The organism is Nocardioides sp. SR21 (genome assembly GCF_022761125.1).
In the GTDB taxonomy this organism is placed as follows: domain Bacteria; phylum Actinomycetota; class Actinomycetes; order Propionibacteriales; family Nocardioidaceae; genus Nocardioides.
This window is the reverse complement of sequence record NZ_JAKWJR010000013.1, coordinates 102,049-116,678: the sequence shown is the minus strand read 5'-3', so window position 1 is coordinate 116,678 and position 14,630 is coordinate 102,049. Positions and strand designations below refer to the sequence as shown.

14 protein-coding genes are annotated in these 14,630 nt (G+C 73.0%); 7 read left to right on the top strand and 7 right to left on the bottom strand.

The features are described 5' to 3' along the window. Window positions 1–28: 28 nt before the first annotated feature. On the top strand, window positions 29–1,582 hold the full coding sequence (locus MJ604_RS21405; RefSeq protein ID WP_243060743.1) for a lactate racemase domain-containing protein: 1,554 nt from the start codon (window positions 29–31) through the stop codon (window positions 1,580–1,582). A 52-nt stretch (window positions 1,583–1,634) separates the two neighbouring features. After that, window positions 1,635–2,564, top strand: coding sequence for a lysophospholipid acyltransferase family protein (locus MJ604_RS21400; RefSeq protein ID WP_243060742.1), 930 nt, complete (start codon window positions 1,635–1,637; stop codon window positions 2,562–2,564). Window positions 2,565–2,744: 180 nt separating this feature from the next. Here MJ604_RS21400 and MJ604_RS21395 read toward each other — a convergent pair whose 3' ends face one another. Continuing rightward, window positions 2,745–3,215 (bottom strand): hypothetical protein, encoded by a 471-nt coding sequence (locus tag MJ604_RS21395; RefSeq protein WP_243060741.1) that lies wholly within the window; start codon window positions 3,213–3,215, stop codon window positions 2,745–2,747. A 4-nt stretch (window positions 3,216–3,219) separates the two neighbouring features. Then, window positions 3,220–4,326, bottom strand: coding sequence for a serine/threonine-protein kinase (locus MJ604_RS21390; RefSeq protein WP_243060740.1), 1,107 nt, complete (start codon window positions 4,324–4,326; stop codon window positions 3,220–3,222). Between the two features lie 163 nt (window positions 4,327–4,489). Between MJ604_RS21390 and MJ604_RS21385 the strand changes: the two genes are divergently transcribed. After that, window positions 4,490–4,864, top strand: a complete 375-nt coding sequence (locus tag MJ604_RS21385; RefSeq protein ID WP_243060739.1) for a hypothetical protein — start codon at window positions 4,490–4,492, stop codon at window positions 4,862–4,864. A gap of 5 nt (window positions 4,865–4,869) precedes the next feature. Beyond that, window positions 4,870–5,703, top strand: coding sequence for a serine/threonine-protein kinase (locus tag MJ604_RS21380; protein WP_243060738.1), 834 nt, complete (start codon window positions 4,870–4,872; stop codon window positions 5,701–5,703). Here MJ604_RS21380 and MJ604_RS21375 read toward each other — a convergent pair. Continuing rightward, window positions 5,622–6,794: a lipase family protein gene (locus MJ604_RS21375; protein WP_243060737.1), complete on the bottom strand. Its 1,173-nt coding sequence runs from the start codon at window positions 6,792–6,794 to the stop codon at window positions 5,622–5,624. The genes MJ604_RS21380 and MJ604_RS21375 overlap by 82 nt on opposite strands. 109 nt (window positions 6,795–6,903) lie before the next feature. Here MJ604_RS21375 and MJ604_RS21370 point away from each other — a divergent pair, with 109 nt between their 5' ends. Then, the gene (locus tag MJ604_RS21370; RefSeq protein ID WP_243060736.1) at window positions 6,904–7,404 is read left to right on the top strand and encodes a GNAT family N-acetyltransferase; all 501 of its coding nucleotides are present in this window, start codon (window positions 6,904–6,906) and stop codon (window positions 7,402–7,404) included. A 44-nt stretch (window positions 7,405–7,448) separates the two neighbouring features. Beyond that, window positions 7,449–10,304: a BTAD domain-containing putative transcriptional regulator gene (locus MJ604_RS21365; RefSeq protein WP_243060735.1), complete on the top strand. Its 2,856-nt coding sequence runs from the start codon at window positions 7,449–7,451 to the stop codon at window positions 10,302–10,304. On the opposite strand, the gene MJ604_RS21360 is transcribed toward MJ604_RS21365, so the two are convergent. From MJ604_RS21360 to MJ604_RS21350, 3 genes are read right to left on the bottom strand one after another with little or no spacing between them, the layout of a single operon-like run. Beyond that, window positions 10,294–10,962, bottom strand: a complete 669-nt coding sequence (locus MJ604_RS21360) for a response regulator transcription factor (RefSeq protein ID WP_243060734.1) — start codon at window positions 10,960–10,962, stop codon at window positions 10,294–10,296. The two genes, MJ604_RS21365 and MJ604_RS21360, sit on opposite strands and share 11 nt — an antisense overlap. Next, window positions 10,947–12,329 carry a cell wall metabolism sensor histidine kinase WalK gene (locus tag MJ604_RS21355; RefSeq protein ID WP_243060733.1) on the bottom strand — a complete coding sequence of 461 codons (1,383 nt, stop codon included), beginning with the start codon at window positions 12,327–12,329 and terminating at the stop codon, window positions 10,947–10,949. Before MJ604_RS21355 ends, MJ604_RS21360 begins: the two co-directional genes overlap by 16 nt. Then, on the bottom strand, window positions 12,316–12,678 hold the full coding sequence (locus MJ604_RS21350) for a hypothetical protein (protein ID WP_243060732.1): 363 nt from the start codon (window positions 12,676–12,678) through the stop codon (window positions 12,316–12,318). The genes MJ604_RS21355 and MJ604_RS21350 overlap by 14 nt, the downstream gene beginning before the upstream one ends. An 89-nt stretch (window positions 12,679–12,767) precedes the next feature. On the opposite strand from MJ604_RS21350, the gene MJ604_RS21345 reads away from it, so the two are divergent. After that, window positions 12,768–14,312, top strand: coding sequence for an AMP-binding protein (locus MJ604_RS21345; protein ID WP_243060731.1), 1,545 nt, complete (start codon window positions 12,768–12,770; stop codon window positions 14,310–14,312). Here MJ604_RS21345 and MJ604_RS21340 read toward each other — a convergent pair. Continuing rightward, complete coding sequence (locus tag MJ604_RS21340) at window positions 14,309–14,623, bottom strand: antibiotic biosynthesis monooxygenase (RefSeq protein ID WP_243060730.1); 315 nt, start codon at window positions 14,621–14,623, stop codon at window positions 14,309–14,311. The two genes, MJ604_RS21345 and MJ604_RS21340, sit on opposite strands and share 4 nt — an antisense overlap. Between the last annotated feature and the right edge of the window lie 7 nt (window positions 14,624–14,630).

Below are 14,630 nucleotides of genomic sequence, written 5' to 3'. Positions count from 1 at the left end.
AATGAGTAGGCCCGGATTCGTTCTCGAGGTGGACGATCGCACCCCGCCGCTGATCGTCCACGAAGGGCTGGGCTTCCGGCTGGAGAACTTCCCGCTCGGCACCCGCGTGGTGTACCCGCCGGAGTCGCTGCCCGCCGTGCCCGACGTGGACGAGACGATCCGCGAGGCGCTGCTGAACCCGGTCGACTCCGACCCGCTGCCGACGCAGCTGTTCGCCGGCATGAAGCTCACGATCGCGTTCGACGACCTGTCGCTGCCGCTGCCGACCATGCGGCCGCCGGACATCCGCGGCCGGATCATCGAGCACGTGCTGACGATGGCCGCCGAGGCCGGCGTCGACGACGTCGAGCTGATCGCGGCCAACGCGCTGCACCGGCGGATGACCGCCGCCGAGCTCAAGCACATCGTGGGCGAGCGGGTGTTCCGCTCGTTCTACCCGCAGGGCAAGCTCTACAACTTCGACGCGGAGGACCGCGACAACCTCAGCCACCTCGGCACCACCGAGAAGGGCGAGGACATCGAGATCAGCAAGCGGGCCGCGGAGTCCGACCTGCTCGTCTACGTGAACGTGAACCTCGTCGCGATGGACGGCGGGCACAAGTCCGTCGGCATCGGGCTGGCGTCGTACAAGTCCCTACGGCACCACCACAACGCCAAGACGATGGTGCACTCCCGGTCGTTCATGGACCACAAGCACTCCGCGATGCACCACTCCGCGTGGCGGATGGGCCGGGTCATCAAGGACACCGTGAAGGTGTTCCAGATCGAGACGACCCTCAACAACGACATCTTCCCGAAGCCGTACGAGTTCCTGCAGAAGCGCGAGTGGGAGTGGTCGGTCAAGGACCAGGCGTCGATGCTCGCCGTCCGCCGCGGGCTATCGGTCGCCCCGCAGAAGATGCGGCACAAGCTGTTCCACGACATGCGGTCGGTCTACGGGCTCACGGGCGTGAACGCCGGCGAGGTCGAGGCGGTGCACGAGCGCACGCTGCAGAAGGTCCACCAGCAGCACTGCGTCGAGGTGCAGGGCCAGTCCGACGTGCTTGTGATGGGCATCCCGTACGTCGGGCCCTACAACGTGAACTCGTCGCTGAACCCGATCCTCGCCACCTGCATGGGCCTGGGCTACTACTTCAACTCCTACCGGGGCCAGCCGGTGGTCCGGAAGGGTGGGGCGGTGATCCTCTACCACCCGCTGAACGAGGGCTTCAACCAGCTCCACCACCCGTCGTACGTCGACTTCTACGAGGAGGTACTCGCGGAGTCGACCGACCCGGCGGTCGTGGGGGAGAAGTACGAGCAGCAGTTCGCGCAGGACCCGTGGTACCGCCACCTGTACCGGACCTCGCACGCCTACCACGGCGTCCACCCGTTCTACATGTGGTACTGGTCGGCGCACGCGATGGACCACGTCGACGACGTGATCTGGGTCGGCGCGGACCGCCGGGTCGCGGCGCGGCTCGGCTTCCGGGCGGCGTCGACGCTGCAGGACGCGCTCGAGATGGCGTCGGGCACCGTCGGCCGGTCGCCGTCGATCACGTACCTCCACAACCCGCCGCACCTGCTCGCGGACGTGCGATGAACACCCCATTCGAATGCTCGCTTCGCTCCGCTTCGAACGGGGACCCCGAAAGATGAGCTCGTTCATCAAGGAGTCGGTCGACGACGTCCGCCAGGTCTCCCGCGGGTGGCGGTGGGGCCGGCGCTCGCTGGTGCCGCGATCGGCGGAGGAGTTCGTGCCGGCCAACCGGTCCACGGTGTTCCGCACCGACTGGTCGCGCGAGAAGCCGGCGATGGCGGTGCGCGAGGTCGCCCACAAGGTCGGCCTCGAGCCGCTGTTCCGCTCGCAGGTGCGCACCCGGGTCGAGGGCCTCGACGTGCTGGAGCGGGTCGACGGCCCGGTCATCTTCGTGGCCAACCACGCCTCCCACCTCGACACCCCGCTGATCCTGTTCTCGTTGCCGGACGAGTGGCGGCGGCGTACGGGCGTCGCGGCCGCGGCCGACTACTTCTTCGACACCTGGTGGCGCGCGATCGGCTCGTCGCTGCTGTTCAACACGTTCCCGATCGACCGTCGCGGAGGCACGATGGCCGCGACGCCCGGCGAGGTGCTCGCCGACGGCTGGAGCCTGGTGATCTTCCCCGAGGGCACCCGCTCGACCGACGGGTGGATGGGCAAGTTCCGGATGGGCGCCGCGTTCCTGGCCAAGGAGCACGGGGTCCCCGTCGTACCGGTCGCGCACCGCGGCACGTACGCCGCCATGCCGCGCGGGCAGGGCTGGCCGTCGCCGGGTCGCCGGCAGGTCACCATCCGGTTCGGCGAGCCGCTGGAGTGCGGGCCCGACGAGTCCGTTCGTGAGTTCGCGCCGCGGATCAAGGACGCCGTCGCCTCGCTGCTCGACGAGGACCGCTCGACGTGGTGGGAGGCCAAGCAGCGCGCGGCCAGCGGGTCGACCCCCGACCCCGCCGGCCCCGACGTCGCCCAGTGGCGCCGTGTGTGGGAGCAGTCCGAGTCGCCAGAGGCCGATGCGCCGGCGCGGACCCTTCGCGCCTGGCGGCGTTGAGTCGGTCGTCGCGTCGCCTCGTCGCCTCGTCGCCTCAGGTTCACCATGTGATGGTGCTGAACCTGCACTTCCCATGGCGTGCAGGCCATGAGAAGTGCAGGTTCGCCTGCCTACCATGGTGAACCTGCGACTGCAGTGGCCGAGCCGTTCAGTGGCCGAGCCGCTCAGTGACGGAGCCGTTCAGTGAGCAGGCCCGTGGCCCGGCTTCCCGTGGCCGGGCTTCGGGTGCTCCTTCTTGGCCTTCTTCGGCTTCTTCTCGGGCTTGGGGTGCGGCTTCGGATCGGGCTCGTCGGCAGGCGGCTCGGTCGACGGGGTCGCTGACGGCGTCGCGGACGGCGTCGCCGACGCGGCCTCCGGCGGCTGGTCGGCCGGGGCGGGCAGCTGTCCCTCGAGGGCGCTGATCGCCGCCAGAATCGCGTCGGCGTCGTCCTCGGCCAGGGTGCCGTCCGCGCGGGCCTGCTCGGTCTCGTCCCCGAGGTCGCCCAGCGCCGATCGGGCCGCACCGAACCGGCCGGAGGAGATCGCGGCGTCCACGCGGTCCAGCTGGGTCGAGAGGGCGGGTACGGCGTCGGCCGGGCGGTCGTCGTCCGCGCAGCCGGTGGTCAGGACCGCCAGCGCGACGCCGGTCGCGAACCAGGCCATCCGCGTCATCGGCTCACCCCTCGACCGCGTGGTGGAGGTCGGTGAGGGGCTGCTGGAGCCGGGTCGGCGTGTTCGGGGGCAGCTCTCGCTGAGGAGTGTCGTCTCCCGCCGCGAGCGCGGCGACGACGATCAGCAGGAGCAGGCTCGCGAGCACCGCGGCGATCGCGACCTGGTGGGGCGGCAGGGCGCGGAGCCGCTCCGTCCAGGGGCCGCGCTGCGCGACCGGTCCCGGGGTCGCGATCGGCGCCGGCGTGACCTCGCGGATCGCCGCGACCGGGATCAGCTCGGTCGGCTGCGTGCGCAGGCAGGCGGCGACCGTGGCCGCGGTGGGGCGGTCGGCGGGGTCGAGCGCGGTCATCGACTCGAGGAGCTCCCGCCAGGCCGCGGGCAGGTCCGCGGGCACGTCGGGGCGCCGCGCCAGCCGCGCCATGGCCGCCTCGACGGGGGTTCCCGGGTAGGCACGGACGCCGGTCAGCGCCTCCAGCAGCAGCAGCCCCAGCGCATACACGTCGGCCGGTCCGGCGACCTCGGCGCCGGTGACCTGCTCGGGAGCCAGGTAGGCGGCCGTGCCGATGGCCTGCCCGGTCGCGGTGTGCCGGACCGTGTCGCCGATCAGCCGGGCGATCCCGAAGTCGGCGAGCTTGACGCGCTGGTCGGCTCCGAGCAGCACGTTGCCGGGCTTGACGTCTCGGTGGACGACGCCGCGGTCGTGGGCGTACGCCAGCGCGTCGGCGACCTGCACGCCGATGGCGCCGGCGCGCTCCAGGTCCAGCGGCCCGTCGGCGAGCGCCTGGGCCAGGGTCGGTCCCTCGACGAGCTCCATGACCAGGAAGGGCCGGTCCGAGGTGTCGGCGGCGCCCATCCCGGCGTCGAGCATCATCACCAGGCCGGTGTGGGAGAGCTGGGCGAGGGTGCGCGCCTCCGCGGTGAACCGGGCGCGGTCGGAGCCGTCGGGCGTGTCCTCGCGGAGGACCTTCACCGCGACGGGCCGGTCCAGGAGGGTGTCCTGGGCGCGGTACACGTCGGCCATGCCGCCGCGCCCCAGGAGGCGCTCGAGCCGGTACCGGTCCCCGAGCACTCCCGTCGCAGCCGCCTGGGAGGCTGCGGCCGAGCCATTCATGCGCACTCCTACTGATGTCCCCCGACATTGAGTCGTCCGCCTTGTACCCGCCCGGGTGTCGGCCGAAGCGTGGTGAGAGCACTCTCATGCGCGACTCATCGTCGGCTCACCGCGGACCGGAAGAGTCGTCCTCGTCAACAGACACCGACGAGAGGACGACACGATGAACACGCTGCTGAAGACGGGGACGGTCGGGCTCGCTGGGCTGGTCGTGGCGGGGCTGGTCGCCTGGCCGGCGACGAGCGCCAGCGCGAAGGACGACCAGGTGGCCGCGAAGCGCGACGACGACACCCAGGTCGTGGTGACCACGGTCGACGACGATGACGACGGTGACGACACCGGCCTGAAGGGCACGAACACGAACACACGCACGAACACCAACGGGGCGACCAACACCCGCACCGGGACGAACAGCGGCCACGACAACAGCCGCAGCGGCTCCGTCCGCGACCTCACCAGCGACGGCCCGGGCCGCGGCAACGTGGACCACAGCCGCAACGACACCAACGACCGCACCCGTCACAACACGCGGGGCTGACCACGATGACGAGCTCTGCTTCCTGGGGCTTCGTCGAGGGTGACCCGATCACCGCCGAGCTGACGGCTGTCCGTCGGCTCGGCGGCGGGTCGGCCTACGAGGCCTACCTCGCCTTCGACGAGCACACCTACGGACCCGTCGTCGCCAAGGTCGTCCGCCCGGACCGGGTCGACGACGAGCACACCCTGCGTGGGCTGGCCCGCGAGGTCGACGCGCTCGCCGCCGTCAACCACCCGGTGGTCGTCCGCGGCCTCCGCCACGAGCTCGCCGGCGGGCGGCCCCACGTCGTGCTGGAGCAGGTCGACGGCCCGCGGCTCTCCACGCTGGTACGGCGCTACGGGCCGCTGCCCGAGCACCAGTACCTCCCGCTCGCGATCGAGGTCGCCAGCGCCCTGCACTACCTGCGCCGGATCGGGTGGACGCACCTCGACATCAAGCCCAGCAACGTGATCATGGGGGCGCCCGCCCGGCTGATCGACCTGTCGGTCGCGCGTCCGGTCGAGGACGCCGCGCGCAGCGTCCGGATCGGCACCGACGCCTACATGGCGCCCGAGCAGTGGGACCCGGAGCGGTACGGCGCCCCAGGCCCGGCCAGCGACGTCTGGGGTCTCGGTGCCACGCTGTTCGAGGCGATCGCGGGGGAGCGCGCGTACGAGACCGTCACCGAGCAGCGTGACCTGCCCGACCGCACGCCCGCCGAGGTCACCAAGGTCGTGTACGCCGCCCTCGAGCTCGATCCTGCGAACCGGCCGTTGCCTCACGAGGTCGCCGAGGCGATCGAGCCCGTGCTGGACCGCCAGCCCTCCGCGCGGCTCGGGAGCGGGCTCCGCACCCGCTGATCGAGCTGGTCGGCCAGCCAGTCGAGGGCGGCGCCGGCGCCGAGATGGGCGCCGGCGAGATGGTTGCCTGCGGGTACCTCGGCCCAGGTGACCTCACGACCGGCCGCCTCGTAGGTGTGGGCGAGCCGGCGCGCGAGCTCCGGCAGGACGATCTCGTCGCCCGCCGCGTGGTAGAGGTACGTCGCCACCGCGGGTGCCCGCTGCCCCAGGCACTCGGCCGCCAGCACCCGCCGCCACGTCGGGTCGTCCCAGGGAGCGCTGCGCCGCGTCCACGTCGCGAGCGGCTCCGGGAAGCCGAGCACCAGGCCCACCACGTCGAGGGTGGCCGCCTCGGCCGCGGCGGCCCGCCCTGCGGGGCTGAGGATCGACGGCAGCTCGGGGACGCTCCGCTCGTACGCCCGGGCGAGCCCGACGAGGACGGCGAGGTTGAGACCGCTGTACGGCCCGCCGTCGATGGTGCGCGCGGTCTCGTAGAGGTCGGCCGGCACGCCGCCCGCGGCGACGGCGACCAGCGGGAGACCCGGCGCGTACGCCGGATGGAGCTCGGCGGCCCACGCGGCGTTGCGACCGCCCTCGGAGTAGCCCCAGAGCAGCACCGGTGCCTGCGGGTCCAGCTCGGGTGCGACCAGGTGCGCGGCGCGGACGAGGTCGAGCATCGCCTGTCCGCCGGCGCGTCCGGCGCCGTAGGTGTGCGGCCCGGGGAGGCCGAGGCCCTCGCCGTCGCTGAACGCGATCGCCCAGCCACGAGCAAGGGCCAGGTCGACCAGCACGACCTCGCTCTCGGTCTCGGTGCGGAGCAGATGACTGGGCGCCGCGTCCCGCCCCAGGCCGTGGACGCCGGCGCCGTAGCCGACAACCGGGCGCGGGCCGGGGCCGGTCCACGGCGCCTCGGGCACGATGACGGTGCCGGAGACGGCGTTCGGGTGCCCGAGCGTGTCGGTCGAGCCGTGCACCACCTGCCACGCCGCCGCCGGCACGCCGGTGCTGACCGGGACCGGCCGGATCCGCACCGGCCTGCCGGGGGCTGCCGGGCTGGCAACCGCGTCGTAGAAGGGGTCGGCCGAGGGCGGCCGGTGGTTGTCGAGCGGCATGGTGCCTCCTCGTCTCGGGGAACGCCCCGACGCTCACTTCCACGCCTGTCTCCGACCTGTCAGGTCCGGTGACAGGTCCGTGACAGGTGGTGCGGCGACCGTCGGAGCCATGTCGACCTGCCTCGCCTCCCCGCTCCAGGGGCTCTCCATCTCCGGCCTCCGGGACGGGGACACCTGGACCGTGCAGCACGTCTTCGCCGGTCTGTCGCTCGCCTCGGCCTTCGCTCGCTTCGGGACCGGGATGACGCGGCTGCCGCCCCGGTCCGCTCGGGCCCTGGCCACGATCACGCCCGGACGGCAGCAGGTGCTCGTCGCCCGGCTCGCTGGCCGTCCGATCGGCCTCGCCCGGTGGACCAGGCGGGACCTCGGCCCGGCGGAGGTCGCGCTGGAGGTCGCCGACGCCTGGCACGGTGCTGGCGTCGGGCGGGCGCTGCTGGCCTCGCTCGTCCGGGACGCGGCGCACGCCGGCGTACCTCACCTGCACGCGTACGTCGTGCCGGGCAACGAGCGGGTCCTGGCCTGGCTCGCGCGGCTGGGGGCGCGTCGGCTCGGGCCGGAGGACGGATACGTGCTCGGGGTCGAGGAGCTCCTCGCCCAGGGGCCGCCGTGAGCGTGTGGTTGCATGAGCAGGTGCTGGTCAGTGTCCTGGGACCTGTGCGGGTCGGGGACGCGGCCGGTGTCGCCGACGCGCCGCGCGGCGACCGACCCCGCGGTGTGCTCGCGGTCCTGCTCTCCCGCCGCGGCCGCCCGGTGCCCGCGGAGGTCCTGCTCGACCTGGTCTGGGGCGAGGACGCGCCCTCGGTCTCGGTGGTGCACACCGTGGTCGCCCGGTTGAGGCGTCAGCACGGTGCCGGGCTCGTGCACACGACGGACGCCGGTTACCTGGTGCCGCCCGACGTCCAGGTGGACGCGGACCGCTTCGTGGAGCTCGCGACGAGCCCACGCACCGAGGACCGGGTCGAGCGCCTGCGCGAGGCGGTCGGTCTGTGGACCGGCTCCGCGGCGTACGCCGGCGTGCCGGGCGACCTGGTGCTCGTCGAGCGGGTCCGGCTCGAGGAGCTGCACCGTCACGTACGCCGCGAGCTCGCGGCGGCGCTGCTCGAGGGCAGGAGCAGCTCGGGGGCCGACGAGGCACTGCGTCTCGGGCTCGAGCTGCTGGCCGAGCAGCCGCTCGACGAGGAGGCGGCCGTGCTGGCGATGCGGGCGGCCGACCGGCTGCGTCGTCCTGCCGAGGCGCTGGAGACCTTCGCGGCGCTGCGGCACCGGTTGCGGGAGGAGCTCGGTGTCGACCCCGGCCCGGCCGCCGTGGCCGAGCACCGGCGGCTCCTCGACCGCGCGGCGGACGCGCCCACGGCGAGGACCCGGCCGGTGCACCCCGGGTTCCGCCTGCCGACGCCGACGTCACCGACGATCGGGCGCGAGGCCGAGCTGGACGCGGTGCTCAGCGCGGTCGCCCAGGGCATCCGGCTGGTCACGATCACCGGACCGGGGGGCGTGGGCAAGTCCCGCCTGCTGGCCGACGCGGGTGCCCGGCTGACCGAGGCCGGCGTCGACCTCGCCTTCGTGGCGCTGTCCGGTCACGCGGGTTCCCGCGCGGACGACCTCGCGGCGGGTCTCGCGATGGCGACGGGGTTGCCGCTCCGCGACGTCGGCGGGTCCGCCGTCGCCGGACTCGTGCACGCGCTGCGCAGCGCCGAGGTCACGGTGCTCGCCGACGAGGCCGAGTGGGTGCTGGAGCCGGCCGCGGAGCTGGCTCGGGCCATCCTCGCCGGGTGTCCCGGCGTCCGGCTCGTCGTCACCTCGCGGATGCCGCTCGGCGTCCTGGGTGAGCGGCTGGTCGACGTCGCGCCGCTCGCCGTGCCCGGGTCGCTGTCGACGCCGGACGACGTCCGCACCTCACCCGCGGTGCGGCTGCTGGCGGAGCGCCTGACCGACCGGGGCGTCGGGTCGGTCTCGGCCGGCCAGCTGCCGTGGTCGGACGCCGAGCTCTCCGTCCTCGCCGAGGTGGCGCGTCGCCTCGACGGGCTGCCCCTGGCGCTCGAGCTGATCGCCGGACGGGCCGCGACCATGCCGATCGCCGACCTGGTCGAGGTCGTCGAGCAGCCGCTCGACCTCGACTCGGTGGAGGTCGGCCGTGACGCCCGGCAGCGCTCGTTGCGTCGCACGATCAGCTGGAGCGTCGACCGGCTCGATCCCGAGGCGCGCGTCGCGCTGGGTCGGCTCGCGGTCTTCGCGGGGTCGTTCAGCCCCGCAGCGGCCCGGGCCGTCCTCGGCGGCAGCGCGGCCACCGTCGACCGGGTCCTCGGCGAGCTCGCCGCCAGCCACCTCGTGGCGGTCGACCGCGGGGACGACGGCCTCGGCTTCCGGATGCTGCGCACCGTGCGCGACCTCGCGCGGGAGGAGCTCGAGGCGTCCGGCCGGCTCGAGGCCACCCGCGACCGGCATGCTGCCTGGTTCGCGGGGCTGTGGCGCGATGCTCGGCTCTCCGACGAGCTCGTCGAGCACGTCGGTCGCACGTACGACGACCACCTCGAGGCACTGCAACACCTCCTCGACCGGGGGCAGCCGGACGCCGCGGCCGACGTGGGCCTCGCGCTCTGTCGCCGCTGGCTCTTCGTCGAGACCCCGGATCCTGGCCTGCACTGGACCGGCCGGCTGCTGGAGCACGACGACCTCCGCCCGGTCCAGCGTGCTCGGTTGCGCGTGACGCACGCGGCCTTCGGGCACCGGATCGCCTGGACCGACGCCGAGCTCGCCGAGGTCGCTGCCGCGCTCGAGGGTGACGCGGACTGGACCGTCCTCCTCGGTCTCATGACGGCGATCACGGCCTACGTGCAGGGCGACGTCGAGCTCGCCCGGAAGCGCCTCGACGGCTGCCAGCGAGTGGCGTCGCGGAGCGCGCGGCACGCACTCCCGGAGATCATCGCGACCCGCGGCGTGGTCGAGGCGGCGGCCGGCCGCCCCGATCTGGCCGTCGCCTCGGCCCAGGAGGCGCTCGCGTGGGTGGGTGCTCGGGCGTCGGCGGTCGACCACGTCGCCGTGCTGCCCAAGGTCGCCCTCTCGTACCTCGACGCAGGACGCCCACGCGATGCGCTGGACCTGCTGACCTCGGCGGCGGCGGAGGCGCGAGCCCGCTTCGGGATCCGCCCCACGGCCACGATGGCGACCAACGCGGGCTGGGCCGCGCTCCTGGTCGGAGAGCCGGGCGAGGCGCTCGTCTGGTTCGGCCGCGCGCTCGTCGGGCCCCAGGCGTTCGCGGCGGCCGGCGCGGTCGGCGAGGCTGCGGTCGGCGCCGCCGTCGCGCTCGTGGAGCTGGGGCGTCCGGGGGCGGCCGACCTCCTCGGCCAGGGCCGGTGGCTGCTCGACCAGGACGAGGTCGTCCTCCCGCCGTCGATCGCCGCGTTGGTGGCCGGAGCCGTCGCGACCGCCGGTGCCACGCCGCCGCCGGGGGAGTGGCGCGTCGACCTGGCGGTCGCGCGCGTGGTGCAGCTCGTCCGGGTCAGCGGTTGAAGCGGTAGCCCATCCCGCGCACGGTCGCGATGGTGTCGGCGCCGAACTTGCGGCGCAGGTAGCCGACGTACACGTCGACGACGTTGGAGCCCGGGTCGAAGTCGAGGCCCCAGGCGTGGTCGAGGAGCTGCTCGCGCGAGAGCACCTGCCCGGCGTTCACCATGAAGATCTCGGCGAGCGCGAACTCGCGCGCCGACAGGTCCACCTCGCGCTCGCCGACCTGCGCGCGCCGGGTGCGCAGGTCCAGCCGGACGCCGCCGGCCGCGACCGAGTCCTGGCGGGGCGCCCCGGCGTCCTGGCCCTGGCGAAGCCGCAGCCGGACCCGGGCGAGCAGCTCGGCGAACCGGAACGGCTTGGGCATGTAGTCGTCGGCGCCCCCCTCCAGCGCGGACACGGTGTCGCCGACCGAGTCGCGCGCGGTCAGCACGATCACCGGCACCGCCGACCCCTGCGAGCGCAGCTGGTCGAGCACCTCGAAGCCGTCCATGCCCGGCAGCCCGATGTCGAGCACCACCAGGTCGTAGTCGCCGCTCATCGCGTGGTCGAGCCCGACCCGCCCGTCCGCGGCGGTGGTGGTCTGGTGGCCCTCGGCGCGCAGCCCCTTGGCGACGAACGACGCGATCCGCTCCTCGTCCTCCACGATCAGGATGCGGGCCACGGGTCCTCCTCGGGGAGCGTGATGACGAAGCGGGCGCCGGGGTCGGCATCCTCCACCGCAACCCGGCCGCCGTGCGCGTGGGCGATCGCGCCGACGATCGAGAGGCCGAGGCCGAAGCCCTCGTCGCCCGGGAGCACGGCGCTGCGGCCGAACCGTTCGAAGATCCGCTCGCGGTCCTCCGACGGTACGCCGGGCCCGGTGTCGCGGACCCAGAGCCGGGCGGCGTGCCCGTCGTACGACGAGCCGATCGCGACCAGGTCACCGTCCTGGGTGTGCTTGACGGCGTTGTCGGCGAGCTGGAGGACGGCCTGGGTGAGCCGCTGCTCGTCGGCTCGGACCTTGACCTCCGCGGTCCCGTCGAGCGACCATGCGCGGTCGCCGAGCCCGCGCGCCTTGGTGACCAGGTCGCGGGTGAGCCCGTCGAGGTCCACGTCGCGCGGGCGCAGGAAGTCGGGGCGGTCGCTCTTCGCGAGCAGGATCAGGTCGCCGACCAGGCGCGACATCCGGTCGATCTCGTCGAGCAGCAGCAGCCGGGTCTCGGCGACGTCCTCGGGGCTGTCGGTGTCGAGCAGCTCGAGGTGGCCGCGTAGCACCGTGAGCGGGGTCTTCAGCTCGTGGCCCGCGTCGTCGAGGAACTGGCGCTGCCCGACGAACGCCGCCTCCAACCGGTCGAGCATGCCGTTGAACGTCAGCGTCAGCGCGGTGATGTCGTCGTTGCCGGTCACCGGCAGCCGGCGGGACAGGTCGGTCTCGGAGATGTCGTCGGCGGTCTCGCGCAGGGTGCGGATCGGGGAGAGCAGCCGCCCGGAGACCCACCACGCCACCGCGGTGACCATCAGCAGCGCCAGGCCGGCGACGATCGCGTACGTTCGCATGGTGTCGTGCAGTCCGGACCGGGCGCGGTCGAGGTAGGTCACCACCACCAAAGCGCCGGTCGTGTCGCCTCCGCTGAGACTCTGCACGCTGACCTCGAGCTCGCCGAGGTCGGTGTCGACACGGCTGGTGCCGTTGTCGGCCAGGTGGGAGCGCACGGCCTCCACGAGCACGGCGTTCTCGCTGACCGGGTCCTCCCGGGGAGACACGGCGGCGACCCGGTCGTCCCACCAGCCGATCAGCACCTCGTTCTCGTCCGGCACGTTGCGGAGCATGAACTGCCGGATCATGGCCTCGGGACCGTCGAACGTCTGCCGCTCCTGGAGCTGCGCCAGCTCGGCGAACTCCTGCTCGGTCTCTGCCGTGATCGCCTGGTCGAGGCGCTGCGACTCGATCGTGTAGACGACGACGCCGGCCACCACCAGCCCGACCAGGGTCAGGGCCGCGACCGTGGCGGTGATCCGGGCGCGGACCGAGAGGCTAGTCCTCGCCACCGTGCCCGCTGTCGTCGTCCCGGTCGTTGTCGCGGTCGTTGTCGCGGTCGTCGTCCCCGCCGCCACCGCGACCGCTGTGGTCCTCGCCGTCGTCGTCCCCGTGGTCGTCGTGGTCGTCGAAGTCCTCGTACTCGGGCGTGATCACCTCGACGTCGTCGCTCTCCTGGGCAGGGTCGGGCGTCTTGGCGGGCTTCGGCTTCGGCTTCGGCGTGGGGCTCGGCTCCTGGATCTGGATGGTCTCCCGCTGGGCAGGGTCGTCGGCCGCGGACGCGACGAGGGAGCCCGCGACGTACGCCACCATCGGGACGACGAGCGCGAGTCCGAGCAGCACCTTCCAGAACGTCTTCATGTCCCCACCATCCTCCCTGATCGTGGGGCGTCGATGAGACCCCGATGAGAGGACTCTCATGGCGCCCGCCGATGGCTACAGTGGCGAGCATGATCGTCCCCTTCAGCGTCTCGGACTTCATCGACCGCGCGGTGCAGGTGTACGGCGAGCGCATCGGCGTCGTCGACGAGCCGGACCAGCCGGCGCCCACTCTCGGTGAGCTCACGTACGCCCAGGTCGGCCAGCGGGCCCGCAGGCAGGCGGCCATGCTCGACAAGCTCGGGCTCGACGTCGGGGACCGGGTCGCGATCGTCAGCCACAACAGCGCGCGGCTGCTGAGCGCGTTCTTCGGCGTGAGCGGCTACGGCCGCGTGCTCGTGCCGGTGAACTTCCGGCTGCGTCCCGACGAGGTGAAGTACATCGTCGAGCACTCCGGCGCCCGGGTGCTGCTCGTCGACCCCGAGCTCGAGGAGTCGCTGAAGGACGTCGAGGCGGAGTTCAAGCTCGTGCTCGGGGACCCGGCGGCGCTCGACGTACCCGAGGACGCCGAACCTCGGCCGTGGGAGCCGGACGAGAACGCGACCGCGTGCATCAACTACACCTCGGGCACGACCGCGCGGCCCAAGGGCGTGCAGATCACGCACCGCAACATCTGGGTGAACGCAGTGACGTTCGCGCTTCACGCCGGGGTCAACGACCGTGACGTCTACCTGCACACCCTGCCGATGTTCCATGCGAACGGCTGGGGGATGCCGTACGCCATGACCGGGATGGGCGTGAAGCACGTCGTGCTGCGCAAGATCGACGGCGCCGAGATCCTGCGCCGCGTGCGCGACCACGGTGTCACCGTCATGTGCGCGGCGCCCGCGGTCGCCGCGGCCGTGCTCGAGGCCGCGCAGACCTGGGAGGGCGAGATCCCCGGGCGCGACAAGGTCCGGATCATCATGGCCGGCGCGCCGCCGCCGACGAAGACCGTGGCCCGCGTCGAGCAGGAGCTGGGCTGGGAGTTCATCCAGATCTACGGCCTCACCGAGACCTCCCCGCTGCTGACGTTCAACCGCACCCGCGCCGAGTGGGACGACCTCGACCCGCTCGAGAAGGCGACGAAGCTGACCCGGGCCGGCGCGCCCGCGCTCGGCGTACGCCTGAAGATCTCCGACGACGAGGAGGCGGCCGGCGAGGTGCTCGCCCGCTCGAACGTCGTGCTCGAGGGCTACTGGGAGCAGCCCGAGGAGTCCGCGAAGGCGCTGGCCGGCGGCTGGTTCCACACCGGTGACGGTGGCGTCCTCGGCGACGACGGCTACCTCACGATCAGCGACCGCAAGAAGGACGTGATCATCACCGGCGGCGAGAACGTCTCGAGCATCGAGGTCGAGGACGTGCTGTTCTCGCACCCCGCGGTCGCCGAGGTCGCGGTGATCGGCGTCCCGAGCGAGAAGTGGGGCGAGACCATCAAGGCGCTCGTCGTGCTCGCCGAGGGCGCGTCGGTCACCGAGGCGGAGCTGATCGCCTGGTGCAAGGGCAAGGCGGCCGGCTACAAGGCGCCGACGTCGGTGGAGTTCCGTGACGAGCTGGCGCGCACGGCGACCGGCAAGCTGCAGAAGTTCAAGCTGCGGGCGCCGTACTGGGAGGGCTACGAGCGCCAGGTCAACTAGGCGGAGGGAGCCTTCTTGACGTCCAGCACGACCTCGAACTCCAGCAGGTCGGCGCCGGTCGAGACCGGGTTGGCCCCCTCCCCGGCGTGCGCGCGGATCGCGTCGCCGTCGCGCCATGCGGCGAAGGACTCCTCGTCCTCCCACTGGGTGACGACGAAGTAGCGATCCTCGCCCGCCACGGGGCGGAGCAGCTGGAACCCGAGGAAGCCCGGGGTGCCGTCGACCGTGTGGGCACGGTTCGAGAATCGCTTCTCGAGCTCCTCGTGGGCCTGCGGCGGGACGGAGATGGCATTGATCTTCACGACGGCCATGGCTGCG